Genomic DNA, 23,243 nt, shown 5'->3' on the forward strand with positions numbered 1-23,243 from the left:
GGACGACCGGTCAGCCGGCGGTCCGGACCGTCGCCCTGGCCTGCGAGAGAACCTTCTCCCCCAGGCATCTAGCGGTCACGTCGAGCCTGGTCAGGCCGTCCTCGGTGACCTCCTTGACCACCGCGTCGACGGTGATCTCGGTGCCCTCGTCGTCGTCCGGCACGACCACCGGGCGGGTGAACCGGACGCCGAAGTCGACCACCGCGTCGGGCGCACCGGCCCACGCCGCCACCGCCCGGCCGACCAGGGCCATGGTGAACATGCCGTGGGCGATCACCCCGGGCAGGCCCACCTTCGTGGCGGTCCGGTCGCTCCAGTGGATCGGGTTGAAGTCGCCCGAGGCGCCGGCGTAGCGGACCAGGTCCGCCCGGGTCACCCGGAACGTCTGGGTCGGCAGCTCCACGTCAGGACTCCCCACGTACGACGATCTTGGACCAGACGGCGACCACCGGCTCACCGGCCACGGTGGCCACGTCGGTGCGGGTGGTCAGGAAGCCGTGCCCACCCCGGTTGGTGACCTCCTCGATGGTGTTCACGCAGACCAGCTCGTCCCCGGCCACCACCGGACGGGTGTACGCGAAGCGCTGGTCGCCGTGGACCACCCGGCTGTAGTCGACGCCGAGCGCCGGATCCTCGACGATCTGCTGGGTGGCGGCCATGGTGACCAACACCGGGAAGGTCGGCGGGGCGACCACGTCCGGATGGCCGAGCACCCGGGCCGCCGCCGGGTCGTGGTGGGCCGGATCGGTGGCGCCGATGGCGGTGGCGAACTCGCGGATCTTTTCTCGGCCCACCTGGTAGGGGGCGGTCGGCGGATAGCTCCGGCCGACGAAGGACGGGTCCAGGGACATGCCGCCGAACCTACACGGCAAGCACGAACGCCGACCCGTACGGGAGGGCGGCTCAGGGCCGCGCCATCCGTGCGGATCGGCGTCCGGGTATCGCTTCGGGACCGGGCCGGCGGTGCCGGCCGCGGGTCAGCGGGTCTCGCGGTGGACCGTGTGCTTGCCGTCCCGGGGGCAGAACTTCTTCAGCTCGATGCGGTCCGGGTCGTTACGACGGTTCTTGCGCGTGATGTAGTTGCGCTCCTTGCACTCCACACACGCCAAAGTGATCTTCGGCCGGACATCGGTCGCCTTCGCCACGGCGGAGTGCCTTCCTCGCTAAGGTAACTACTTCAGCACATGAGCTTACGCAGGTATTGCGCAGACATGCAAAGTGGGCGCCTGTGGCGCCCGTCCCACCCACCACCGGGATCTGGCCCGGAGGACGAGAGTAGCGGTGGCCGGACTTGAACCGGCGACACAGCGATTATGAGCCGCTTGCTCTACCATCTGAGCTACACCGCCGCAGGCGGGTCCAGCCGGACCCTCTGAGCCCCCTTACGGAATCGAACCGTAGACCTTCTCCTTACCATGGAGACGCTCTGCCGACTGAGCTAAGGGGGCCTACCCGATCACCCCGGAGGGCGTCGCGCAGGGGATACATTACACGGACCCGCGCCGGCGGTGAAATCGGATCCCCTGGTGCCATGTCCGCCCAGCTCAGGGCACCACACGCAGCCGGGGCAGCTCGCCGGGGACGGCGGTCGTCTCCTGGTCCACCTGGGCACCGAACCACGCCTCCAGCCGCTCGTACGGCAGCGGACGGCTGAAGAGGAAACCCTGACCGATCTCGCAGCCGATGTCCTGGAGCAGTTCCAGGGTCAGCTCGCTCTCCACCCCCTCGGCCACCACCGCCAGGCCGAACTGCTGGGAGAGGGTCACCACCGCGTTCACGATCGCCAGGTCGCCCGGGTCGGTCGCCATCCCCTGCACGAACGACCGGTCCACCTTCACCTCGTGCACCGGCAGCCGGCGGAGCTGGGCCAGCGACGAGTTCCCGGTGCCGAAGTCGTCCAGCGCGAGCCGTACGCCGAGGTCGCGCAGGCGGCGCAGGGTGGGGATCGGCCGTTCGGTGCCGTCCAGCACCCCGGACTCCGGGATCTCGATGGTCAGTAGCTGCGGCGGCACGTCGTACTCGGTCAGCAGCTCCCGCACCCGGTCCGGGAAGTACCGGTCGGTGAGCGTACGGGCGGCGATGTTGACCGCGACGGCGAGCGGCTGGCCGGTCTGGCTCCAGTCCCGGCTGCGTCGCAGGCCCTCCCGGAGGACGAACTCGGTGAGCCGGCCGAGTTGGCCGGTGTGCTCGGCCACCGCGACGAAATCCTCCGGGGCGACCGTGCCGTGCGCCGGGTGCTCCCAGCGGGCCAGGCACTCCACCCCCAGCAGCCGGCGGTCCCGCAGCGTCACCTTGGGCTGGAAGTAGACCTCCAGCTTGCCCTCGTCGAGGGCGCGGCGCAGGTCCCCGGCGAGTCCGAGCCGGCGCAGCGACCGCGACTCCAGCGCCGGGTTGAAGATCTGCACGCTGCCCGGGACCGACTTGGCCGCGGTGGCCGCCAGGTCCACCCGTTGCAGCAGGGTCGCGGCGTCGCTGCCGTGGTCGGGGTGCACCGCCACGCCGACCGCGGTGTCCACGTCGAGGGTGAGCGCGTCGAAGACCATCTCGTCGCGGATCTGCTCCCGCAACTGGGCGGCCAGCTCCAGGGCCTCGTCCGCGTTCTCCAGCCGGAGGGTCACCAGGAACTCGTCCCCGCCGGGTCGGCCCACCAGGGCGGACGACGGGGCACAGGCGCGTAGCCGCTCGGCCACCTCGACGAGGACCTTGTCGCCGGCGGCGTGCCCCAGCGACTCGTTGACCTGCCGCAGCCCGTCCACGTCGAAGAGGAGCACGGCGACCACCTCGCCGGGGGCCCGGATCTTCACCGCCTCGGCCAGCGCGGCGGTGATCCGCCGCCGGTTGGGCAGCTTGGTCAACGCGTCGTGATAGGCGTCGTGCCGCAGCCGGTCGACCAGGCGGGAGTTCTCCAGGGCGACGGCGGCGTGCGCGGCGACGGTCTCGAAGACCGGAATGTCGCTCTGGGTGAAGTGGCCGATGTCGCTGAGCCGGTTGGTCACCTCCAAGGTGCCGATCACCGCCTGGCCGGAGCGCAGCGGCACCACGATGGCGTCCTTGACCTGCTTGGCGCTCACCTCACCACGCAACGCGGTGTCGTCACCGAGCAGCCGCCCGATCGAGAGGGTCTTCGCCAGGCCGCGGGCCTGTTCCCGGAAGACCGCCGGGGTGGGGGCGAAGTCGAGCAGCCCCGGGGTGTCGACCCGGGCGGTCAGCAGCACCTCGGGATGCCGGCCCTGGGCGGGCAGCCAGAGCGTGGCGTACTCGGCCTGCATGAGGCCCCGGACCCGGTCGAGCAGGATGTCGGCGAGTGCTCCCTCCGCGCTGGTGCTCAGCAGGCGGGTCAGGTCGTACATCCCGGTCAGCGTGCGGTGCTGCCGGAAGAACTGGGAGTACGAACGGTAGACCTGGACCAACGCCGCGAAGAGCGCGGCCAGCAACAACGCCGACCACCAGGTGGCCCGCAACGCGATCAGGACGAGCAGGCCGACCGAGGCGTTGATGGAGGTGGTGAGGAAGACCGAGGGAGCGGTACGCAGCGCCTCCCGGCCGGCCGGCCAGCCCTGCAACAGCACGTGCACCCCGGCCACCGAGAGCAGGCTGACCAGGGTGATGCTGTTGACCGCCAGGAAGAGGCTGCCCCAGGTGCCCGGACCGACCCCGCGCAACGGCGGCAGGGCCAGCAGGATCATCCCGGCCAGCGAGGTGGCCGCCGCCGCCTTCGCCACGTTGAACCACAACTTGGCCGGCGCGAAGCGGTGCGACGCGCTCCAGATCAGCAGGGAGAGCGTGTAGATCAGGACGACCGTCAGCGGCGGCAGGAAGAAGAGCGCGACGACGAGGGGAACCTCGGTCAGCGTCACCCCGACCGACTGGCGCCGGACGATGAGGTTCAGCACCGGGATGCTGATCCCCGTCATCGCCACGAAAAGCAGAAACGCCAGACCCCAGTCCCCGAAGGGCCGGTCGGAGATGACGCCGATCGCAGTGCTGAAGACGATGGCGAACAGGGCCAGGGGTGCGGTGATGAACCAGGCGCGTTCGGTGGACTTACGCCGCTGGTCTCGACTGGCCATGCGCCACCCCCTCCAGGAGAGACGTCGCCCCCACGAACTGGGAGCGGGGACGACGCCGGGGCTTAGCGCGCGCTACCCATGGTCCAGACGACGTCCGCCATCTGCGCTCCGCCGTCTGCGCCGACCACACCGGCGCTGGCAGGTCCACCCAGGACGGCGGCGAGCACGAGGAGCGAGCCAAACAGTCGGCCCAGCCTTCGACCAGACATGATTGCTCCTGTCGGGAGAGTGTCACAGGGATGGTGGAGGTTCCACGATCGTGCCACACCTCGGGTACCCAGAAAAGCGGGGAGAGCGGCACCAGCCCGAGCAGCGGGCAGGTTCCGCCGTTCGGCCAGGCTCCGCCACCTCCACGTGCCAGATCACCGCCGTCAGGACCCGGCAACAGCCTCCATGAATCGCTCAATGTCACTATCGACGCAAACCCGATCTCAACGACCCGAGGCCGCTCAGGGAACGACAGACAGATAGCGGGCGGTCACCGAAGGTGAGGGGCGCGACGACCACTCCCGAACCATCACATCGATCACCATAGCTCATTTTGCGGGCTACGGAAGCGGCCTGTCGGGAGTCGACGGACCCTCCGCAGATCAGCGACAAACCCACGCGCACGGGGTCGGGCCGCCCGGATCATCGCCTACCACGGGAAAGGCCCGCGATCCATGACCTGATCGGGGCTGTCCACCGCCTGGCTCGGGCAGCGAATTCGCCTCCACGATCTGCGGGACGCGGCCACCCGGGCCGTCCGGCGACCCCTGACCGCCTCGACGGTTGCGAGCTGGCGTCTCGCTCCCCTGGGTCAACCGCCCACGCCCACTGGCTGCCCCGGACCGCCGATCGCGCTACAACGTCGTCCGGACCGACTCGATGAGATGCCAACTCGCGGTGCATGCCGCCGTCGACATCGTGGCGGTCACCACGAGGATCCACAGGGAGACCCATAGGCGACGGAGCCGTAGCGCGACGAGCGCCGCCGCTGCGGTTGCACTGCCGCCGCCCCAATCCTGACCCAGACGAAGCACCGCGCGCCGCATTGACCGCCTGCCAGGGGCCTTCAACTCGGTCACCTGAACATCACCGACAGTTGAGCCGCACGGGTGCGGCACTCACTCGTCCGCCGGCATTGGCCAGACATCCCGAGCTTCGTTGAATGCTGCCCCCGATTGCGGTGCGGCCATCAGTGACCCGGTCCCGCGCCACCGAGACGCAGCGCCACGTCGCATCGATCGCCATAGCCAAACGGTCAGACCCACCACCGTCAGGACCGCCGCCAGACCCACCGCCGACAGGGCCACGTAGGCGAACGTCGCTTTGAAGACCACTCGAACATTCTCGCCCAGCGCAGCCGAGCCAGCTATCGATGCGGACGCCGCGAGTCATCCGAGCGCATCGCCGATCTTGTCGTCCATGGTGTCGTCGCCGTCGATGCAGTTGGCGTGGGCACGGAGCAGAACGGCGACGCCGTGCGGCCGGCGCCGGGCTACGACAACGGCCCCCGATCAGCATCTCTGCTGGTCAGGGGCCGTTGTCGCACCTGGTGGCGGGTGGAGGATTCGAACCTCTGTAGCTTTCGCGACGGATTTACAGAGCGCCAAGCGCAAGCCGCTGACCAGCACGAACGTCTTTCAGCCCGGACACGGTGACACAGATGCGACACAGGCCGCCCGGTCTACGTCAGAGCCTCTTGCCTACTCCTCGTGTCGCCGACGCCGCCAAACCACGTCCGCACCCGACCGGATCACTTCCGCTAGGTCGTTCGCGGAACGAACGTAGGCAACAGCAGCGCCGGGCTCTGGCGCAGTCGTGCCGTGAGCGACCTCGTTCCGAAGCTTCCGAAGCGAGTTGAAACCCATCCACGGCATGCATCTTGCCGGAGGGAGTCAACTCACGTTGCAGCTCCCCCGGTCGGGAAGCCTCCAAACCAACCGCTTGCCTGGCGCTACTGGTCGAGCGAGCTAGCGGTTCCGGTCGCGGGGCGCGGCGACGGAACCGACGTAGCGGACCACCGGTTCGCGCCTGTCACCTCCCTAATTACTCTGCCGACCGCCGCGTCCGTCCGAGCAACCAAACCGGACACCAGGTTGTAGAACTGCTTAACATGTCGTTTGGCAACAGTGCTTCCAGGCTCGTATCGATGCGCGATTACATTCCTCTTGTCAATGAAGGAATCCAGCTCATTGCGCGCCCATTCAACACCAAGCGGAAGCGTCCAAGCGTCCGAAATTCGCACAATCCCAACGGACTCCAAGAACAACGCGTCCACGTTCTTGGCCTTGGGCGTCGCGAACGAATAATTTCGCTTCTGCCCGAGCAAGTACAACCGGTCTAGCAGATACTGTCGCCACCCCTCCCCAGCGAGGGTCCACGGCGCGAACTCCTCATCCAACCGACGCAACTCCTTGGCAACCGCCTTGAGGAGTGGCCTTGGAAGAGCTTCCCAGTTAGGAGCGTGCTGCACCAAAAGGCGGAGCCCTTCCTCGGCAACATCCTCGCAGTACGCCTCCCAGAGAGCGGCGACGAGCACGAGGACTGCCTTATTGGCGACATGCAGCTTCTCGTAAATCGCTTTAACGTCTACCTTTTTGGCTTCCTGGTGGAGCGAATAGAAATCCCTTATATCGTCCGCGTTTGCCACGAAGTTCAGGCAGGCATTACTAACAGGAACGCGAATAATCTTAGTCGTTGGCACGGCCGCAAGTTCGGAGAGTTCGTCACCAGTCATACTCATTGGGTGCGCCGGCCCTTCACCCACGCTCCGTAGACACACCACGGGGCCACGCCTCCCATGCATCGGCAAGAATCTCGCTCAGCTTGGACCTAGCTGGAGCCCAGCCCAGAACGGCGTGGGCACGGCTGACGTCGGCGATCAGCTCCGGCGGTTCAGGCTTAGGCGGTTGACGGTGGACGGTCACCGAGTGGCCGGTGACCTGTTCGGCGGTGGCTACCACGGTGGCCATGCTCGTTCCGATGCCTGAGCCAAGGTTGATGGTCTGGCTGGCACCTGGCTTGCAGACAGCCAGGGCGAGCCGGACCGCGACTGCGACGTCGGCCACGTGCACGAAGTCCCGCACTGCCGCACCGTCACCGTTGAGGGTTACGTGGTCAAGCTCTCCGGTGATCGCCCGGAAGACGTTCGGGATGATCCGTGCGCGGTCGGTGTCGGTGACACCGTCGACGGCCCCAGCGATGTTGAAGGGCCGGAGGATGACAGCGCCGATTGCTCCGGTCGCTGCATGCGCCGCGACCATGTGCTCAGCCGCGACCTTAGACGCCGCGTACGGGCTCTCGGGGTGCGGTTCGAGGTCTTCGGACAGTGCGCCGTGGTGCTGCGACCCATAGACAATGTTGGTGGAGGCGAAGACCAGAGAGGCCGGCGCGGAGGTGGTCCGTGCGGCGTCTAAGGCCATGAGCAGGTTCAGGGTGCCGGTGGCATTGACGTCGAAATAACCCAGCGGGTCAGCGAACGAGTCCCGCCCGCTGGTCAACGCCGCAAGGTGCACGACTCCGTCGTACACGCCCTCCTGGACAATCTCGGCGACCCGCGCGCGGTCCCGGACGTCTCCCAACACCAGCTCGATGCCGGGCGGTGCGGTGTGGTCACCGCGACCTCGGCTCAGAACCGTGACCTGGTGCCCGCAGGTGACCAGCTCACGGGCGACGGCGCGGCCGAGGAATCCCAGGCCACCAGTTACCAGTACGTGCACGTCAACCTCTCCCCAGGATCGTGCGGCGGTGTTCCCACGCGAGTTCAAGGCACCCGGCCGCCGCCGGTGCCAGCCGCCCGCTGGCGGTCAGTTCGTCGATGGTGTGCCGGGTGAACGGCAACGCCGAGGTTGGCCGTACCCGCCCGGTCTTGACCACGGTTCCCTCAGCGTTGGAGTCGACCATGTCGGCGAACAGGTGATCGTATGTGGGGCCGTCGTACACGGCGACGGTCAGAATCTCGCCCCACAGGGTGAGTGCGTCGAGCGCGACGCCGAGGCAGAACACCCGCACCCCGCCAGACGCATACGCCCGGTCGAACGCTGCCAGCGGTTCCGCGCTGTAGTCCGCCGGTTCGCCGTCGCCGCCGTGCTCGGCGCTGCCGAGGAATTCCTCGCTGTACTCCCGCATCATGTTGCGCCAGAGGTCGAAGTCGGCCACCTGAGCGGCAGGCAGGACGCTCGATGGCTGAAACACTCCCGCCGGCATGATGTGCAGCATTCCCCCGGCTACGGCCACGTTGCCGGCTGCGCGGTTGTGCAGGACGAAGGACGCTCCGTCGTCGTCTACCCGCAGGGTGAGCGTGTCAGTTGACGGCGCTGTCGGTCGACGGCTGGGCGTAAAAGGGTCGCCCACGAGCCGCCGGAAGCCCAGGTTTCGCCAGGATGCCGGCAGGATGCCGCTCCCATCGCCGGCTACGTGGTACATGGCCATTTCATGCGCGAGCGCTTCCGAGACATCGACACCGCCGAAGTACGTGCCGGTAGTGAACGTGAGCGCACGGTCGGGCTGGCTCCAGTCGACTCCCGCGAGGTGCCACGCGAGCCGGTTCTCAAAGAGCCGGGGCTGTTCAACATCCCGCAGGGCGAGGCTGTAGCGCTGGTGCCGCCGCCCGTCCGACGCCAACGGCCGTACGCCGGCCGCAGCGTCCTCGGTCCCGGTGACGAGGGGCGCGGTTCCCTCCGGGGCGAGCCCGATTCCGAACTGCGCCAACTCGATCGGAGTCGACGGCAACCATTGCGGCGCCGCAATCAGGCCGCTGTCACCTACGCGGTGCTCCACGTCATAGAGGCGCGCGGCCTCGCGTGCGAGCTGCACACGGTGAACGTTCAGCTTCCGCCGGACCGCTCGCCACTCTTCCTGGCTGTCCTCGGCCTGCGGGTGAGACACCGGATCTTGGTAGATCGCGAAACCTCCGGAATCGTTCTCGGGACTGTCGCGCTGCTGGGGCGTGACGCGCTGCCTGGTGAGTCCAAGATCCTGCACAGAGACGCCGAAGTGCTCGGCAAGGAGCTGCCGGTAGAGCGCGGACGGATACGTGATCCCCCGTTCCCACCTGCTGACCTGATTGGCGGTTACGGCAAGTCTCTTCCCGCGCGCCACTCCCAGGCGGTTCAACCCATCCGCCACGTCCTGCTGAGTCTCGCCCGCCGCGTCGCGGAGGTTGTACAGCGCAAAATTCGGGGTGGCATCCCTGGCGTGAGCAGGCACAACGGCCCTCCTTCGCTTGCGTAGGCATCCGCCGATGCGCAACCGCGCCTAGTCGATGCCTAGTGGACGGCGGTTACCCGGCTGGTGAACGGCGTTCGGATGCGCGTTCGGAACTGGTGTCCTTATCGCCATGACCGACATCGACCGCCATCCGCTCTACGGCATCCGCGAGCCGCCGCACCTCGGCGTGAAGCTGGTCCAGCCGCGCGAGTACCAGCGACGAGCTGTCCGCCCGCCCTACTCCCCCACCGCTGTTCGGCGGCGTGGCCCCGGTCAGCACGGCACGAAGGTAGTCGTCCGGCCAGCCGAGAGCCTGAGAAATCGCGGCGAGCGTGCGCGCCGACCGCTTGCGGGTCGCGGTCGCCTTTTGCAGCTCACGCAGGGTGGCAACCGACACCTTGGACCGCTCGGCCAACTCCTGCTGTGACAGCGGCAAATCGGCCATCCGGCCGTTGATTGCGCTGGCCACAGCCTGCCAATCCTCCACCTGATGCCTCCCTGTCTGACTGCTTGATCCGCTGATCCTAGTCCCCTCACCTCGTTGACATCGCACAACTTCAGCGCTAATTTTAGCGCTGAAATTAGCTACACCAGCCGGCAGGCAGCCGGGGAAGGCAGCCCTCACGGAGCTGCGCGCCCACGAGCCTCTGCGCGCTAGTTCGTTGAGAACCGAATAGCAGGAGCGCCGCGTGGATTCGTCTGCGGCATCCCCGCCTTGAGCCACACGGTGGCCGACCCCGGTGTCTTCCCGGGCGAGCGGGGCGAGCGGGCCGGATCTGGCGCGCGGCATGGACTTCTGCCTCTTGATTCCTGTTCACCCCGGGGTGCGGCCGATTTGGTCGCACCCCGGGTGTTCCCCCGCTTCATCGACTCACCGGAGGATCCCCCGTGCGCACGCACCTCGCCCCCGTCACCGCCGAACCGACCGCCGCCGACCTCGCCGCGATCGACGCGGAGTGGCCGCTGATCGCGGCCGAACTGGATCTGCTGGACGCCGAGATCACCCTCATCTATGCCGAGGACCACGGCGGACCGACCGAGCTGGACTGGCGTCGGGTGCGCCGGGCCGAGGCCCGCGTCACCCGCGCTGCCACCGACACCGTCACCCGTACCGACCCGCGCCGCGCGGCCTGATGTCGCGCATCCGCGCCGCCTACTTCGATCCGGACGGGGCGCGGTACGGCATCCCCACCTACTGGTGGAAGGGTGCCCCGCCCGGCTACGCCACCCGCCGCCAACTGACCGCCGCCGGCCTACGGCCCGGTGGTCAGCCGATCGCCGCTCAGGTGCTCTGGCGCGGCGTGGGCGGCACCCGCGCCGCCTACCTCTACCGGGTCGACCTGGCCCGCCCCAAGCGCACCGCCACTCCCGCCCAGCTCCGCGCCGTCCGCGCCGCCCTGTTGGCCCGCCGGACCTGCCCGACCTGCGGCATGGTCCGCCCCTACTACATCCCGCGCTCACTCGGTGAGTGCCTGACCTGCGCCTATCCCATGGAGGCCGCCGCATGACCCGCACCTACACCGACCCGTCCGTCCTGGCCGGCATCGCCGCCGGAGCGAGCTGGGCCGATCCGGAGATGGACCCGACCCGCATCGACTGGACCGCCCGGCGGGCCGCCGCCGCGATCCCGTTCCCCCTGGTCGACGGACGGCCGGTCAACCCGTTCGCGCCGACCGGCATCCGCTACGGCCGTAACGAGCTGGGCCATTGGGGCGAGCAGCAGTGCGCCGACGCGATCGTCACGGTGACAGGCCCGCTTGGTGGCCGGTGGCTACTGCTGGTCGAACGCGCAGACGGCCACGGATGGGCGCTGCCCGGCGGCTACGTCGACCCCGGCGAGGACCCCGCCGCCGCTGCCTATCGAGAGTTGGCCGAGGAAACCGGCCTGATCGTGCGCCGCGCCCACGCCCACGTCACGCTGCCGGCCCGGTGCGTGCCCGACCCCCGCGCCTCGGATGAGGCGTGGATGGTCACCACCCCGGTTCGCATCGACCTCGGCGGCGACCACTACACGCTGCCCGCCGTGACCGGCCAGGACGACGCTCGCCGCGCCCGGTGGCTGCCCGCCAACGACTACGCCGAGCTGACCCGCTACCTGGCCGAGATGCACAGCGGACAGGTGTTCCCCGCCCACCGTGACCTGCTCGCCGACATCCTCGACCACTGACCGGAGGTCACCCCGTTATGACTGCCCCTGCCATCAACGGCACGAAGTACCCGCAGACCGTAGAGGATCTGCTCGACCCGGCCCGGCTGCTCTTCGTGCAACTCGGCGGACCCCCGTCGCGGAACCGGCTGATGCGCGAGTACCGCATCGGTGCGCCGAAGGCTGACGAGCTTCGGGCACGCCTGATCGCGGAGGCGGAAGCGGCCCGTGAGCGGTTCCGCAAGCCGGCCCGCGACCCGTTCGACTACGCCGAGCCGATCGACCCGGACCCGCTACCGGCCCCGGTCGTACCCGAGCCCGCGCCGCTGGTCGAGCCGGACCCGACCCCCGAGCCGGCCGAGCAGGTCACGGCACCCGGTCACCCGGGCACGCCCGCCCCGGAGAAGTCGGCCCGGCGGCCCGTCGTGTGGCCCGTCGTGCTCATGGCGTTCGGCGCGTTCGTCGCCGTCTGGTCCGGGTGGGTGGGGCTCGGCCGGATGACCGGGTTCGGCCTGGTAGACCTGCTTCCCGGGATCGTGGACCCGGGTTCGTGGGCCACCATCGACTCGGCGATCACCCTGCCGATCGGGGTAGAGGCGTACGCCGCGTACGCGCTGTACGTGTGGCTGTCCGGCCGGGTACCGGACCGGGCTCGCCGGTTCGCCAAGTGGTCGGCAATCGCGTCACTCGCGGTCGGCGCGCTCGGCCAGGTCGCCTACCACCTCCTGGTCGCCAACGGCGTCACCGCCGCCCCGTGGTGGATCACCACCGCCGTGGCCTGCCTGCCCGTCGCGGTGCTCGGCATGGGTGCCGCCCTCGCGCACCTCGTCCGCACGCACGACTAGTTCCGCCCGGCGGCGCGGCCGCATGGCCTCGACAACCTGCGCCGCGCCGCCGGCCCTCAACCCCCGACCCGCACGGATCAGATGGAGGAACACCCATCATGACGTCCCCCCGAGATGACGATCGTTTCGACTGGCAGGCCGCCGAGGCCGAGCTGAATGGCCCGGATGCTGAGGTGGTCGACCTGGACGCGGCGCGGCGGCGCAAGCCGGATGCGCGGTCGTTCGCGGTGGACCTGGACGACGAGTCTGACGACCTGGACGACGACACGCCGCCGCCGGTGGACCCGCCCGCGGTTTCCGAGCCGTCGGGTTTCGCGGCGGTGTTGGCGGGCCGTTCGGCGATGCGCCGGCCGATCGTGCCGGCGTGGCTGCGGTCGCGCTCCGAGCTGCTCACGGCGGGCCGGTGGGCGGTGTCGCACACCGCGCACGTGTCCGCGTACCACCTGACCCGCTCCCCGAAGTACGCCGGCCGGCTGACCTGGCGGGCACCGTTCGGTGTGGCCCGACTGCTCGGTGCGACGGTCCGGTGGGCATCGGACGCTGAGGGCATCCCGGTCCGACTCGCCGCCGTACGGCAGGAGAACGCCGAGCTGTACCTGAAGCTGTCGCGGCAGCGAGACGCGCGGGTGCGGTGGCGCTCGCTGGTCGTGTCGGCGGTGCTGCTGCTCGGCCTGCCCACCGTCGCCGTGCTGGCGGTGTTGGCCGGGTCGTGGCAGCGGTGGCTGATGCTGGCCGCCGCCGTGGCGGTGTTCGGGCTGGCCGGGTCGCCGAAGGACAAGCCGCTGTTGGACGTGGCAGCGGTGACGCCTCGGGCGCGGCGGCTGTCGGCCGACGTGGTGACCCGGGCGTTTCTGGCCGCTGGGCTGTGCAAGCCCGATGACCTGATCACGTTCCCGATGCCCATCATGCGTGACGGTCCGGGCTGGCGGGCGGTGATTGACCTGCCGTTCGGGGTGACCGCTGACAAGGCCGTGAAGCGGCGTACCGAGTTGGCCGCCGGCTTGGACCTGGACGAGGTGCAGGTGTGGCCCGAGCGGGTGCGCGGTACCACTGGATCGGCGCGGCGGCTGTCGTTGTGGGTCGCCGATGAGGATCCCTACGCCACGCCGTCGGGGCTGTGGCCGCTGATCGACAAGGGCATCGTGGACATCTTCACGGCGTTCCCGTTCGGTCAGGACCAGCGCGGGCGGGCTGTGCCGCTGCTGCTGATGTTCACGTCGCTGCTGGTCGGTGCGATCCCGCGCATGGGTAAGACGTTCGCCGCCCGCCTGCCGGTGCTGGCCGCCGCGCTGGACGCGTCCGTGGAGCTGCACATCTACGACGGCAAGGGCGGTCAGGACTGGCGGGCGTTCGAGCGCATCGCCCACCGGGCCGGCTTCGGTGTCCGTGATGACGTGGTGCTCGGCCTGGTCGAAGACCTGCGGGCGCTCGTGGTCGACATGAACCGCCGCTACGACACCATTGCCACCCTGCCGCCGGACCTGTGCCCCGAGTCGAAGGTGACCCGCCAGATCGCCGACAAGCGGTCGCTCAAGCTGTGGCCAGTGCTGGTCTCGATCGATGAGTTCCAGCGCTACAGCGGGCACCCGGAGTACGGCAAGGAGATCGTGGAGTTGCTGACCGAGCTGTGCAAGGTCGGCCCGTCGGTCGGAATCATCATCCTGCTCGCCACGCAGAAGCCGGACGGGAAGGCCGTGCCGACGGACCTGCGCGACAACATCGGTACCCGCTTCGCGCTCAAGACCATGACGTGGCAGTCATCCGAGGCGGTGCTGGGTGCCGGGTCGTACCCGGCCGGCTACGACTCGTCCCGCTTCCAGCGCGCTCACAAGGGTGTGGGCATCCTGCTCGGCGCGGACGACTCCGGGGCGGTGGAAGAGGCCGTGACGGTGCGGACGAACTTCGCCAAGACCGAACACGTGGAGCGGGTCATCACCCGCGCTCACGCGCTCCGGCAGGCCGCCGGCACCCTCACCGGCCACGCCATCGGCCAGGCACCCGAGCAGAGCACCGGCACGGCCGACACCCTGCTTGACGACATCCTCGCCGTCGTCCCGGCCACCGAGCCGAAGGTGTGGTCAGAGACGGTCGTCGCGCGGCTGGCCGAGCTGCGACCCGACCTCTACGACGGGTGGGAGCCGGGCCAGTTGGCCGCAGCCCTCAAGCCCTACCGGGTGCCCGTCGGCCGGCAGGTGTGGGGCACCGACCCGACCACCGGCAAGGGCGCCAACCGCAAGGGCATCCACCGCGACGACATCACCACCGCCGTCACCGAGCGTGACCGCAAGCGGAAGGCCGGCTAGCCCAACGCGGGCCGCTAGGTCTAGCGCCTAGATCCGCTAGACCTAGCGGCACCGCTAGCCCCCAATCCCAAACCCCATCAGGACGCTAGCGATCTAGCGGCCTGGCTGCTCTACACCCGAAAACCCCCCGTGGAGGCACTTGTGGACTCCCTTGCCATGATCGCTAGCGCCCCCTGCGTCATCCTGACCGTGCTCACGCTCGGTTACCTCGCCCGGTGCGCGGCCGACCCGTTCGGACCCTGCCGACGCTGCCGGGGCACCGGCCGACTGCGCACCATCACCGGCCGCCGCACCTCCCCGTGCCCCCGCTGCGACGCCACCGGCCGCCGCATCCGCCTCGCCGTGCACGTCTTCAACCGCATCCAAGACGAACACCGCCGGGGCAACCGATGACCCGCCGCCGCGACGGACACACCGACTGGTGCGGCAAGGACCACCGCTGCGGACTCGGCGAACACCGATCGGAAGAAATCGTGGTCGACATCGCCGACCGCGCCCGCGCCGTCCTCGTCCGGGTCCGCACCGCCGCCGGCCGAGAGCACGCGGAAGTGCGGGTGCGGGTCGCTCTCGCTCCCGCCGAACTGGCCGCCCGCCGACAACTGCACGGCCTACTCACCGATCTGCGCGCCACCGTGACCCGGGCCGCCGTCGCCGCCCGGCCCCACCCGAGGAAGGCCCCCCGATGAGCCACCGACTCCCGACCGCCGCGCGCCCGGTCGACATCGATCCCGCCGTGGTCGACCCCGCCGACGCCGCCGACTACGGCGACCGGCTGCACGAGGCAACTCACGGCGTCGCCTGTGACTGTCGGCCCCACGTGCGACGCCAGTTCCGCCGGTACGCCGAAGCGCTGCTGTGCTGGCTCACCACCGATGGCCGGCTTACCGCACCGAGCAGGGCCGAGCGGTGAGTGTCGGCGCGGAACTGTGGCTGATCGGCACCCCGACCGAACTAGACGCCATCACCCGCGCGCTGACCGCCGCCGGACACCGCACCTACACCGGCCCCCGCACGCGGATGACTGGTGAAGACGCCGGCCGCTACCGCCTCTACCTCCGGCTGTCCGTCACCACCGCCGCCGCTGGACGGCCCCGACCGGCCACCGACACCGCCGGGGGCGCGCTGATCGACCTCGACGCCGCCCGCCACCAGCGCCGACCCGCCTGAACAGGAGACGAACCGATGTCCGACCTGCTCACCGCCGCGCTCGCCCACGCCGCACGCGGCTGGCACGTCTTCCCGCTGCGTCCCGACGACAAGCGACCCGCGTTCCCCGACCACCCCGCCGACGACTGCACCGGCCGCGACCCGCGCTGCCGCAACGCCGGCCAGCATGTCGGGTGGGAAGCCCGCGCCACCTGCGACCCGGACCGTATCCGCCGTGCCTGGACCGCCCGCCCCTACGGCATCGGCCTCGCGTGCGGGCCGTCGGGGCTGGTGGTGGTCGACCTCGACGTGGCCAAGCCGGGACAGACCCCGCCGCCCGGGTGGGACCTGCACGGAGTCACCACCGGGGTCGACATCCTGGCCCACCTCACCACCGGCCACGGGCAACGCCTTACCCCGACCTACACCGTGACCACCGGCCGGGGCGGCACCCACCTCTACTACCGCCACCCCACCGGGCCGACGCTGCGCAACACGGCCGGCACGGTCGGGTGGTTGATCGACACCCGCGCGCACGGCGGGTACGTGGTCGCCGCCGGCTCCACGGTCGCCGGTCGGCCGTACACCGTCGACCTCGACACCGACCCGGCCCCGCTGGCCGACTGGCTCGCCGCCCTCCTGGAACCCGCGCCGCTGCCACCGCAACGCCCGGTGGTGGTCGACCTCGGCACCGGCCGAGCCGGCGGGTACGTGCGGGCCGCTGTCGCCCTGGAGGTCGACCGGGTGACCACCGCCGCCGCCGGGGAGCGAAACCGGGCGCTGTACATCGCCGCCGTGGCCCTCGGCCAGTTGGTGGCCGGCGGGGCGCTCGGCGAGGACGACGCCCAAAGCGTGCTGGAACAGGCGGGCGTGACGGCCGGGCTGCGCGCCACCGAGGCGTATCGCACCGTCCGATCCGGCCTCACCGCCGGCAGCAAGCGACCCCGGACGGTGGCCGCGTGACCCGGCACGCCGACAACCGCAGTTGTCACCGCGCGCCCCAGCTCCACCCCGCAGCCGCTCACGTCACCAACCACGCCGACGCGTTGGCCACCGCCCGGACACCCTCGGAAGTCCTCGCCGCGCTGGCCGCGTTGGAGGCCGCCTGCCGGGAAGCCCGAGAGTGGGTCGTGGTGGACCTCGTACTCAACGACGGATGGTCGTACGCCGAGGTAGGTCGGGCCACGGGCACCACCCGGCAAGCGGCCAGCAAGGCATACGCCGACCCGGTCAACGCTCGGATGCGCCGCAGCGTGATGGGCCACGACGACGCGCTCGTGATCGTGCCGTGCGGTAGCGCGAAGCTCGACCGGCCCGCGCCAGCCGGGCAGATGTACACCGGCAGCTACCACCGCGCGTGCCGCAGAGCGGCTGACCGCCTCGGCGGGCGGCTGGTCATCCTGTCCGCCCGACACGGGCTGCTCACTCCAGACACCGTGATTGAGCCGTACGAGCTGCGCATGGGCCAACCCGGCGCCGTCACCGCGCCGACCCTCTACGCGCAAGCCCGCCGCCTCGGCATCGACATGGCCGTCACCGTGACCGTGCTCGCCGGCCGCGACTACGCCGACCCGGTAACGGCGGTGTGGCCGCACGCCCGCCGGCCGCTCGACGGCACGCGCGGGATGCCCGAACAGATGGCCGTGCTCGCCGAGCTGGCGCGCACCGCGACAACCCCGGTTGTCACCGAACCCCGCCGCACCGCCCCGATACCGGAAGGACGTGCCGCATGACGCCCGCCCGCCTTCACCTCGTCACCGACGATCCGCACACCACCGACGCGCCACCGGGCAGCGCCGGCCCGCTGTGGGATGTTCCAGTGCCCCTGACCGGGCCGAGCACCGCGCCGCCACCGTTCCCGGTCGACGTGTTCCCCACCTGGCTGAGCGACATGGTGACCGGCGTCGCCCGGTTCACGCAGACCGACCCGGCGATGGCCGGCACCCTCGCTGTGGCCGTGCTGTCCGCGTGCGCGGGTGGCCGCTTGGAGGTAGAGCCAGTCGGCGGGTGGCGGGAGCCGGTGAACGTGTTCGCCGCTGTCATCGCCGGCCCCGGCGAGCGGAAATCACCCGTGCACCGGGCGATGACCGCGCCGCTGTTCGCCGCTCAATCCACCCTCGGGGAGGCGATGCGACCCCGGATCGCTGAGGCCGCCGCGCTGCGGGACATCGCCGACCGGCACGCCGAACAGGCCAAGGCCCAAGCCGCGAAGGCCGCCGACCCGGGCAAGCGGGATGAGGCCGCCGCCGAGGCGGTGGCCGCCGCGATAGCGGCCGAGGCGATCACCGTTCCCGGCCTGCCCCGCCTGATCGTGGACGACGCCACCCCCGAAGTCCTCATCAACCTGATGGCCGCCAACGGCGGACGCATGGCGATCATCTCGGATGAAGGCGGAATTTTCGACACCCTCGCCGGCCGGTACTCAGGCGCACCCAACCTCGACCCGTACCTAAAGGGCCACGCGGGACAGCCCATGAGCAACGAACGGATCACCCGCGAAGGTGTCTCGGTCGACAAACCCGCGCTGACGGTGTGCGTGATGGCGCAGCCCTCAGTGCTGCGCAAGTTCGGCGGTAACGCCGACCTCGCCGGCCGTGGCCTGCCGGCCCGGTTCCTGTTCGCCCTCCCGCGCTCGCTCGCCGGGTATCGGGCGGTGGACACGCCGCCGATCGCCGAGCCGGTGACCGCCGGCTACCGGCACCGGGTGCACGACCTGGCCGCCACCCTCGCCGAGTGGGAAGATCCCGCCGTCGTCGTCCTCACCGAGAAAGCCGGCCAGGTGCGGCGGGCCGCCGCCGAGCAGGTCGAGGCCGAGCTACGGCCCGGCGGCAGCCTGTACGACATGCGGGAGTGGGGCAACAAGCTCTCCGGCGCGACCCTGCGTCTAGCCGGGCTGCTGCACGTGGCCCACCACCCCGCCGACGCCTGGCGACGGCCCATCGACGCCGACCGCATGGCCGATGCCGTACGCCTGGCCGAGTTCTTCGCCGCCCACTACCGGGCCGCGCTCACCACCATCGGTAGCGACACCGCGATCGAGAACGCCCGGTACGTGCTCGGCGTGCTCACGAGCAAGGGCATGAGCACCTTCACCCGCCGCGAGCTGCACCGCAAGGTGTCCCGCCGACTCCCGAAGTCCGACGAGGTGTCGGCGGTGCTCGCCGAGCTGGCCGCCCTCGGGTGGGTCCGCAACGGCCCGGACGGCCGGCACGAGCTGCACCCCCGCGCCACGGCGGAGGACCCCGGAAGCGTTGACACGCTGACACCCGCCCCAACCAGCGACGTTTCCGCAGCTCAGAGTACGTCCGAGGCTGTCAACGCCCCCCGTTGACAGCCGTTGACAGGCGTTGACAATCCGCTGCCGGCCCGCCCGGTGTCAACGGGTGTCAACGCCTGTCAACGGCCCCCGTTGACACCCTTACGCCCGCTCCCACCTGCGGAAACGGTCGCCCGGCCGCCGATTGTCAACGTGTCAACGCCTCCCGGCCCCTTCCGGCGGCACGGCCACGCCGACCCGACCGCCGACACCCCGGAACGGCCCACTGAGAGCGCCTGAGAGCACCACGCCCTACGCCTTACACCGGGCAAGCCCGGATCTTGGCTCTACGGCGCTCTCAGCGGGCCGCCCTACGCCGTTCTGCCGCACCGCCTAACCGACCCTCCACATGCGACCCGTACCGATCGGAAGGCGCTCACCGTGCGAATCAGGCTGCACGGCACACCCGCTGAAACAGCCGCAGCACTCGACGCCCTCGCCCGAGTGCTGCACATCCGCCACGTCTCCCCGCCCTACCCCGACCGCCACTCCCCGATGTTCCAGCGCATCTACCTCCACGCCACCCCGAGGGAGGACACCCGCCCATGACCACCGCCCGCCGCACCCCGACCGGGAACCTGCTCACCCTCGCCGAAGTCCTGGACGAACTCCGCGTACCCCGCTCGACCTTCTTCCGCTGGAAGGCCACCGGCCGCGCACCCCGAACCATCAAGTACCCCAACGGCAGCCTCTACGTCCGCCGCCGCGACCTGGACAACTGGCTCAACGACCACGAAGAGGCAGCATGAGCAGCACCTACGACGTACGCGTACACGGCATCCTCAAAAACCAGCTCACCAAGGGCTACTCGTACGTGGTCCGTTGGAAGGTGGCCGGCGAGCCATTCCGAAAGACGTTCGCAACCCGCGCCCTAGCCGAGAGCTACCGGTCGAAGCTGGTGGTGTCTCAGCGGGAAGGCGTCGCGTTCGACAAGGCCAGCGGCCTGCCCGAACCCATGGCCCGCGCTCTCAACGCCCGTTCGTGGTACGAGCACGCAGTGGCCTACGTCGACATGAAGTGGCCTCGCGCGTCGGCAAAGCATCGCAAGGGCATTGCCGAGACGCTGGCCACCGTCACACCGGCGCTGCTGGCGACGGATCGGGGCGTACCCAGCGACAAGGCGCTAAGGGCCGCGCTCTACGGGTGGGTGTTCAACAAGACTCGCCGCGACGCTGGCGATCCGCCCGCTCACCTGGCCACCGCCGTTCGCTGGATCAAGGCCAACACCGTTGATCTGACGGCACTCGCCGACGCTGCCTTGGTACGGAAGGCGCTCGACACGCTCGCCCTGCGAATGGATGGTGTCCCCGCCTCGGCAAGCACGATCGCCCGTAAGCGGGCAGTCTTCTCCGGCGCTCTCAAGTACGCCGTTGAGCTGCGACTACTCGACACGCACCCGATGACCCTGGTGAGCTGGACCGCCCCGAAGACGGCCGATGAGATCGACCGGGGAGCGGTGGTCAACCCCGATCAAGCGCGAGCGCTGCTCGCCGAGGTCGGCCGAACGGTGCCCGAGCTGGAAGCGTTCTTCGGATGCATGTACTACGCCGCGCTGCGGCCCGAGGAAGTGCTTCACCTGAGGGAGGACGAGTACGAGCGGCCTGCCCAGCCTGACGGGTGGGGCGTACTGCACCTGACCGGCTCGACGGTGACCGTGGGCCGGGGCTGGGGCGACGGGGACGACACGGCCGAGGATCGGGAGTTGAAGCACCGAGCGAAGGCCGCCACTCGGGATGTGCCGGTGCCGCCGCCGCTCGTGCGGCTGCTCGACCACCACGTCAAGGAGTATCCGCCGGGATCAAACGGCAAGCTGTTCGTCACCCGGCGCGGCCCCGGCGGGCGGTATGTGCCCACCGCTGGCCAACCGATCCCGAACAACACCTACGGGAAGGCGTGGCGCGACGCGCGGGCAAAGGTGCTCACCCCGGCGCAGCAGCGCTCCCCGCTAGCCCGGCGACCGTACGACCTCCGGCACGCGGCCGTGTCGCTCTGGCTCAACGCCGGGGTGCCGGCTACCCAGGTCGCAGAGTGGGCCGGGCACAGCGTCCACGTCCTCATGCGGGTCTACGCCAAGTGCGTCTATGGCCAGGAAGATGCTGCACGCCGCCGGATCACGGCGGCGCTAGCAAACCATGGCCAGGATGGAGGTCTTCCCGCATTGCCTGGATCAGGGCTGTAAGAAGCTCGCCTGCTCTATCGCCGTCCTCGCCCTCCATCGCGAGGGCGAGAAGCTCAGCGGCCAACTCGCGAGCTAACTCCACTACAGCCGGTTCTGCAATTAGCTCGGCTTCCGCTATAACCTGCCCCACCGTAATCATCTGCCCGGAATTTTCCTCCAACAGTTGGTTATAGCGGGCGACTTCCTCGGGGTTCGCTTCAGCATGAGGCTGGTGGTTTTTTTGCTGAACGGACGTGTGAACGTAGGTAGTCAACTCGGAGAGCAGCCGAGCGTAGGTGACCCGCTTGTCTGCCAAGTATGCCCGCCGGGACTCCGCCTCAACCTGGTCGCGAAGCACTTCGGCTTGGCTACGCCGGGCCGACGCAGCCGTCCATACACTGCCCGCGATGCCGACGACTCCGACTACACCAGTCACCACCGGAGCAAGCCAGTCCCATGCCATCCCGCCATCCTGCCGCTCGCTCGCAAGCACGATCAGATGGCGACACGTATGCGACACAGCCAGCGAGATCGAGCGGGCTGAAGCGGGACTGAGTGAGACTCACGGAAGAGGCCCCTGACCGGCGTTCTCGCTGGTCAGGGGCCTCTTTGTGCACCTGGTGGCGGGTAGAGGATTCGAACCTCTGTAGCTTTCGCGACGGATTTACAGGGCGTCCGCGATCTTGTCCCGGTCAACGCCTCTGAGCTGCTATTTCTTTCTGCCAGGTCGACGCTGGCCTACTCGCCGCCCACCATCTGCCCACGCCCACAGGTACTCATGCTCCTGGCAGGACCAGGCCGGCCGGAGGACGGCCGGTGGGCCAATCGTCGAACTTGGGTGGGACTTGGAAGCTCGTCTTGCCGACGAGCACCTCCCCACCGCTGAACGTCGCCCCGACGAAAGAAACGCGCCCACCACTGAACGTCGTGTCGTCGCAGTACACCGCCCCACCACTGAACGTCGCCCCCTCGAAGGACACCCGCCCACCACTGAACGTGGCCCCGTCGAAGGACACCCGCCCACCACTGAACGTCACCCGGATGAAGAACACCGGTCCACCGCTGAACGTCGCCCTCTCGAAGAACACCCACCCACCACTGAACGTCGCGTCATCGAAGTACACCGCCCCACCACTGAACGTCGCCCCGTCGAAGAACACCCGCCCACCACTGAACGTCGACCCGACGAAGGACACCTCCCCACCGCTGAACGTCGCACCCGAGAAGTGCCCGCCGTCGAAGACTGCGCCCGTGAAGTCAAAGTCGTAGCCGCACCACGAGGCCGCATCGTCTTCGGCAAGGCGTAAATGCCTTCCGATGAGGCGGATGACCGTATGACGCACCTCCCGCTCCTCGCGAGCGGCCCGGGCCGTGTCCGCGTCCACGATCGGTGCCTGGCCGTCGGCCGGTGTCGGCATTTCATTGGAAGCATCCGGCGGTGGGGTGTAGGGCATGCGGAGGTAGGCACAGAGGACGTCGATGCAGGTCTGTCGCCCTTCCCGCCAGTCATCAGCAAGACCGGCCATCGCGTAGACGCCCGCCAGGCGTACGGCCGCTTTCTCCGACCCGAGTTGCTCGGAGGCCTTGGCGAAGCGTTCGTTGAAGAGCCGAACACCGCTGCGGTCAGTCTCGATCTTTGCTCGTTCGTCGGCCGCCTCAGCGAGAGCCTTGGTGACTTCGGCACGAAGGTCAGCAGCGTGCGCTAACTGGTGAGCGAATTCCGCCAGCGCGTTTGTGTGCTCCGCTACTCGCTGCCGACGGTAGGCAACCACCAAGGCTGCGACACCGCCGACGCCCGCCACAACGGCGAAGACGAGCTTCAAGAGGTCGAACAGCGTGGCGGCTGTGACGGTTGCATCCCGCTCAAGGCCAGGCCAACCGGCGTACCAGAGCGCCGCAACGATCAGGCCGCCGACCAGCAGCAACGCGGCTCCAACAGCCAAAACGATTGACCGACGGATGCCCCAGAGCCGCAGTTCTGGCACGCGACTATCAGTGGCTGGAATCGAACCAACCTCGACACGGACCTCGGGCCGGGTTGAGTCTTGCGGCGCAGGCAACTCCAC

At 69.5% G+C, this 23,243-nt stretch carries 25 protein-coding genes and 3 tRNA genes; 15 read left to right on the forward strand and 13 right to left on the reverse strand.

The features are described from left to right. Nucleotides 1-10: 10 nt before the first annotated feature. From ACIQG9_RS06515 to ACIQG9_RS06560, 10 genes are all read right to left on the reverse strand, one after another. Nucleotides 11-403 (reverse strand): MaoC/PaaZ C-terminal domain-containing protein, encoded by a 393-nt coding sequence (locus tag ACIQG9_RS06515; RefSeq protein ID WP_400398888.1) that lies wholly within the window; start codon nucleotides 401-403, stop codon nucleotides 11-13. A 1-nt stretch (nucleotide 404) separates the two neighbouring features. Then, on the reverse strand, nucleotides 405-851 hold the full coding sequence (locus ACIQG9_RS06520; protein WP_400398889.1) for a MaoC family dehydratase N-terminal domain-containing protein: 447 nt from the start codon (nucleotides 849-851) through the stop codon (nucleotides 405-407). A gap of 126 nt (nucleotides 852-977) precedes the next feature. Further along, nucleotides 978-1,145 (reverse strand): 50S ribosomal protein L33, encoded by a 168-nt coding sequence (gene rpmG / locus ACIQG9_RS06525; RefSeq protein WP_013288652.1) that lies wholly within the window; start codon nucleotides 1,143-1,145, stop codon nucleotides 978-980. A 131-nt stretch (nucleotides 1,146-1,276) separates the two neighbouring features. Continuing rightward, nucleotides 1,277-1,349: transfer RNA gene (locus tag ACIQG9_RS06530), tRNA-Met, on the reverse strand. Between the two features lie 26 nt (nucleotides 1,350-1,375). Continuing rightward, nucleotides 1,376-1,448, reverse strand: a tRNA-Thr gene (locus ACIQG9_RS06535). Nucleotides 1,449-1,544: 96 nt separating this feature from the next. Beyond that, a complete protein-coding gene (locus ACIQG9_RS06540) occupies nucleotides 1,545-4,070 on the reverse strand; it encodes a putative bifunctional diguanylate cyclase/phosphodiesterase (protein WP_400398890.1) in 2,526 nt (841 codons plus the stop codon). A gap of 1,939 nt (nucleotides 4,071-6,009) precedes the next feature. Then, complete coding sequence (locus ACIQG9_RS06545; RefSeq protein ID WP_400398891.1) at nucleotides 6,010-6,792, reverse strand: HEPN domain-containing protein; 783 nt, start codon at nucleotides 6,790-6,792, stop codon at nucleotides 6,010-6,012. Nucleotides 6,793-6,814: 22 nt separating this feature from the next. Further along, nucleotides 6,815-7,774 (reverse strand): NAD-dependent epimerase/dehydratase family protein, encoded by a 960-nt coding sequence (locus ACIQG9_RS06550; protein WP_400398892.1) that lies wholly within the window; start codon nucleotides 7,772-7,774, stop codon nucleotides 6,815-6,817. 1 nt (nucleotide 7,775) lies between these two features. Then, nucleotides 7,776-9,263: a helix-turn-helix transcriptional regulator gene (locus ACIQG9_RS06555; RefSeq protein ID WP_400398893.1), complete on the reverse strand. Its 1,488-nt coding sequence runs from the start codon at nucleotides 9,261-9,263 to the stop codon at nucleotides 7,776-7,778. Between the two features lie 73 nt (nucleotides 9,264-9,336). Further along, on the reverse strand, nucleotides 9,337-9,750 hold the full coding sequence (locus ACIQG9_RS06560) for a hypothetical protein (protein WP_400398894.1): 414 nt from the start codon (nucleotides 9,748-9,750) through the stop codon (nucleotides 9,337-9,339). 401 nt (nucleotides 9,751-10,151) lie between these two features. Between ACIQG9_RS06560 and ACIQG9_RS06565 the strand changes: the two genes are divergently transcribed. The 15 genes from ACIQG9_RS06565 (at nucleotide 10,152) to ACIQG9_RS06635 (ending at nucleotide 21,198) form a co-directional block, all read left to right on the forward strand. After that, entirely contained in the window at nucleotides 10,152-10,397 is a 246-nt protein-coding gene (locus ACIQG9_RS06565; RefSeq protein ID WP_400398895.1) for a DUF6284 family protein, read from the forward strand. Beyond that, nucleotides 10,397-10,771, forward strand: coding sequence for an RRQRL motif-containing zinc-binding protein (locus ACIQG9_RS06570; RefSeq protein WP_400398896.1), 375 nt, complete (start codon nucleotides 10,397-10,399; stop codon nucleotides 10,769-10,771). The genes ACIQG9_RS06565 and ACIQG9_RS06570 overlap by 1 nt, the downstream gene beginning before the upstream one ends. After that, complete coding sequence (locus tag ACIQG9_RS06575) at nucleotides 10,768-11,430, forward strand: NUDIX domain-containing protein (protein ID WP_400398897.1); 663 nt, start codon at nucleotides 10,768-10,770, stop codon at nucleotides 11,428-11,430. Before ACIQG9_RS06570 ends, ACIQG9_RS06575 begins: the two co-directional genes overlap by 4 nt. Before the next feature lie 17 nt (nucleotides 11,431-11,447). Continuing rightward, a complete protein-coding gene (locus tag ACIQG9_RS06580; RefSeq protein ID WP_400398898.1) occupies nucleotides 11,448-12,254 on the forward strand; it encodes an ABC transporter permease in 807 nt (268 codons plus the stop codon). Between the two features lie 98 nt (nucleotides 12,255-12,352). Continuing rightward, nucleotides 12,353-14,557 carry a cell division protein FtsK gene (locus ACIQG9_RS06585; protein WP_400398899.1) on the forward strand — a complete coding sequence of 735 codons (2,205 nt, stop codon included), beginning with the start codon at nucleotides 12,353-12,355 and terminating at the stop codon, nucleotides 14,555-14,557. Nucleotides 14,558-14,713: 156 nt separating this feature from the next. Beyond that, complete coding sequence (locus tag ACIQG9_RS06590; RefSeq protein ID WP_400398900.1) at nucleotides 14,714-14,950, forward strand: hypothetical protein; 237 nt, start codon at nucleotides 14,714-14,716, stop codon at nucleotides 14,948-14,950. Beyond that, on the forward strand, nucleotides 14,947-15,243 hold the full coding sequence (locus ACIQG9_RS06595; protein ID WP_400398901.1) for a hypothetical protein: 297 nt from the start codon (nucleotides 14,947-14,949) through the stop codon (nucleotides 15,241-15,243). The genes ACIQG9_RS06590 and ACIQG9_RS06595 overlap by 4 nt, the downstream gene beginning before the upstream one ends. Continuing rightward, nucleotides 15,240-15,467, forward strand: a complete 228-nt coding sequence (locus tag ACIQG9_RS06600; RefSeq protein WP_400398902.1) for a hypothetical protein — start codon at nucleotides 15,240-15,242, stop codon at nucleotides 15,465-15,467. Before ACIQG9_RS06595 ends, ACIQG9_RS06600 begins: the two co-directional genes overlap by 4 nt. Beyond that, nucleotides 15,464-15,724 (forward strand): hypothetical protein, encoded by a 261-nt coding sequence (locus tag ACIQG9_RS06605; RefSeq protein WP_400398903.1) that lies wholly within the window; start codon nucleotides 15,464-15,466, stop codon nucleotides 15,722-15,724. The genes ACIQG9_RS06600 and ACIQG9_RS06605 overlap by 4 nt, the downstream gene beginning before the upstream one ends. A gap of 15 nt (nucleotides 15,725-15,739) precedes the next feature. Continuing rightward, entirely contained in the window at nucleotides 15,740-16,666 is a 927-nt protein-coding gene (locus ACIQG9_RS06610) for a bifunctional DNA primase/polymerase (protein ID WP_400398904.1), read from the forward strand. An 83-nt stretch (nucleotides 16,667-16,749) separates the two neighbouring features. Beyond that, complete coding sequence (locus tag ACIQG9_RS06615; protein ID WP_400398905.1) at nucleotides 16,750-17,436, forward strand: DUF6884 domain-containing protein; 687 nt, start codon at nucleotides 16,750-16,752, stop codon at nucleotides 17,434-17,436. Then, the gene (locus ACIQG9_RS06620; RefSeq protein WP_400398906.1) at nucleotides 17,433-19,034 is read left to right on the forward strand and encodes a YfjI family protein; all 1,602 of its coding nucleotides are present in this window, start codon (nucleotides 17,433-17,435) and stop codon (nucleotides 19,032-19,034) included. Before ACIQG9_RS06615 ends, ACIQG9_RS06620 begins: the two co-directional genes overlap by 4 nt. 366 nt (nucleotides 19,035-19,400) lie before the next feature. Beyond that, on the forward strand, nucleotides 19,401-19,568 hold the full coding sequence (locus ACIQG9_RS06625; protein WP_400398907.1) for a hypothetical protein: 168 nt from the start codon (nucleotides 19,401-19,403) through the stop codon (nucleotides 19,566-19,568). After that, complete coding sequence (locus tag ACIQG9_RS06630; RefSeq protein ID WP_187691360.1) at nucleotides 19,565-19,768, forward strand: AlpA family transcriptional regulator; 204 nt, start codon at nucleotides 19,565-19,567, stop codon at nucleotides 19,766-19,768. Before ACIQG9_RS06625 ends, ACIQG9_RS06630 begins: the two co-directional genes overlap by 4 nt. Beyond that, complete coding sequence (locus tag ACIQG9_RS06635; RefSeq protein WP_400398908.1) at nucleotides 19,765-21,198, forward strand: tyrosine-type recombinase/integrase; 1,434 nt, start codon at nucleotides 19,765-19,767, stop codon at nucleotides 21,196-21,198. The genes ACIQG9_RS06630 and ACIQG9_RS06635 overlap by 4 nt, the downstream gene beginning before the upstream one ends. On the opposite strand, the gene ACIQG9_RS06640 is transcribed toward ACIQG9_RS06635, so the two are convergent. From ACIQG9_RS06640 to ACIQG9_RS06650, 3 genes are all read right to left on the reverse strand, one after another. Next, complete coding sequence (locus ACIQG9_RS06640; protein WP_400398909.1) at nucleotides 21,131-21,670, reverse strand: hypothetical protein; 540 nt, start codon at nucleotides 21,668-21,670, stop codon at nucleotides 21,131-21,133. The two genes, ACIQG9_RS06635 and ACIQG9_RS06640, sit on opposite strands and share 68 nt — an antisense overlap. A gap of 125 nt (nucleotides 21,671-21,795) precedes the next feature. Then, nucleotides 21,796-21,877, reverse strand: a tRNA-OTHER gene (locus ACIQG9_RS06645). A 76-nt stretch (nucleotides 21,878-21,953) separates the two neighbouring features. After that, nucleotides 21,954-23,243 (reverse strand): pentapeptide repeat-containing protein, encoded by a 1,290-nt coding sequence (locus ACIQG9_RS06650; RefSeq protein ID WP_400398910.1) that lies wholly within the window; start codon nucleotides 23,241-23,243, stop codon nucleotides 21,954-21,956.

This window comes from Micromonospora sp. NPDC092111, assembly GCF_044755745.1.
Classification (GTDB): domain Bacteria; phylum Actinomycetota; class Actinomycetes; order Mycobacteriales; family Micromonosporaceae; genus Micromonospora.

Coding starts and splice junctions, on each gene's coding strand:
- ACIQG9_RS06520 (WP_400398889.1), bottom strand. CDS start 851: ATGTCCCTGGACCCGTCCTTCGTCGGCCGGAGCTATCCGCCGACCGCC.
- ACIQG9_RS06540 (WP_400398890.1), bottom strand. CDS start 4,070: ATGGCCAGTCGAGACCAGCGGCGTAAGTCCACCGAACGCGCCTGGTTC.
- ACIQG9_RS06545 (WP_400398891.1), bottom strand. CDS start 6,792: ATGACTGGTGACGAACTCTCCGAACTTGCGGCCGTGCCAACGACTAAG.
- ACIQG9_RS06570 (WP_400398896.1), top strand. CDS start 10,397: ATGTCGCGCATCCGCGCCGCCTACTTCGATCCGGACGGGGCGCGGTAC.
- ACIQG9_RS06575 (WP_400398897.1), top strand. CDS start 10,768: ATGACCCGCACCTACACCGACCCGTCCGTCCTGGCCGGCATCGCCGCC.
- ACIQG9_RS06580 (WP_400398898.1), top strand. CDS start 11,448: ATGACTGCCCCTGCCATCAACGGCACGAAGTACCCGCAGACCGTAGAG.
- ACIQG9_RS06585 (WP_400398899.1), top strand. CDS start 12,353: ATGACGTCCCCCCGAGATGACGATCGTTTCGACTGGCAGGCCGCCGAG.
- ACIQG9_RS06590 (WP_400398900.1), top strand. CDS start 14,714: ATGATCGCTAGCGCCCCCTGCGTCATCCTGACCGTGCTCACGCTCGGT.
- ACIQG9_RS06595 (WP_400398901.1), top strand. CDS start 14,947: ATGACCCGCCGCCGCGACGGACACACCGACTGGTGCGGCAAGGACCAC.
- ACIQG9_RS06600 (WP_400398902.1), top strand. CDS start 15,240: ATGAGCCACCGACTCCCGACCGCCGCGCGCCCGGTCGACATCGATCCC.
- ACIQG9_RS06610 (WP_400398904.1), top strand. CDS start 15,740: ATGTCCGACCTGCTCACCGCCGCGCTCGCCCACGCCGCACGCGGCTGG.
- ACIQG9_RS06620 (WP_400398906.1), top strand. CDS start 17,433: ATGACGCCCGCCCGCCTTCACCTCGTCACCGACGATCCGCACACCACC.
- ACIQG9_RS06630 (WP_187691360.1), top strand. CDS start 19,565: ATGACCACCGCCCGCCGCACCCCGACCGGGAACCTGCTCACCCTCGCC.
- ACIQG9_RS06635 (WP_400398908.1), top strand. CDS start 19,765: ATGAGCAGCACCTACGACGTACGCGTACACGGCATCCTCAAAAACCAG.